Genomic DNA, 408 nt, shown 5'->3' on the forward strand with positions numbered 1-408 from the left:
TTGAAAAATGAACAAGGCACGTTAAAGCCCATTGTTAGGTTAGTGGGCGGGCTTATGGTGATGGGTCTGGTTGGAAGCGTATTGCTGGTCGTGGCAATGAAAGGAAGGAGTTCTCACACTTCAGAGCCTGAGAAGCCGCCCGTCATCGGAGTCAGTCAAACCGCGCCATTGGATGCATTGATGGCGACGAAACCCACCGACAATGTGATAGCGGTTAAATCCCCTCCACCTGACGAGTCCGAGTCACAGGAAAAGGCCGCGTTGCCCTCTCCTGAAATTGTCGCGATGCAAAAACGGGCGATGGAGGCGCAAGCCATGCGACAAGCGTTGCTGGCGCAAGCGGTCTATTCCGGCATGACGGTACGTTTTGATGGGGCGAGCATCGAGCCGTCAACGACTCATCAAGCC

At 54.7% G+C, this 408-nt stretch carries 1 protein-coding gene; it reads left to right on the forward strand.

The window, feature by feature from the left end; genetic code table 11:
• On the forward strand, nt 1-408 hold a 408-nt coding region (locus Q1A70_RS20475), incomplete at both ends, for a hypothetical protein (RefSeq protein ID WP_299697679.1).

This window comes from uncultured Vibrio sp. (assembly GCF_947488985.1).
In the GTDB taxonomy this organism is placed as follows: domain Bacteria; phylum Pseudomonadota; class Gammaproteobacteria; order Enterobacterales; family Vibrionaceae; genus Vibrio.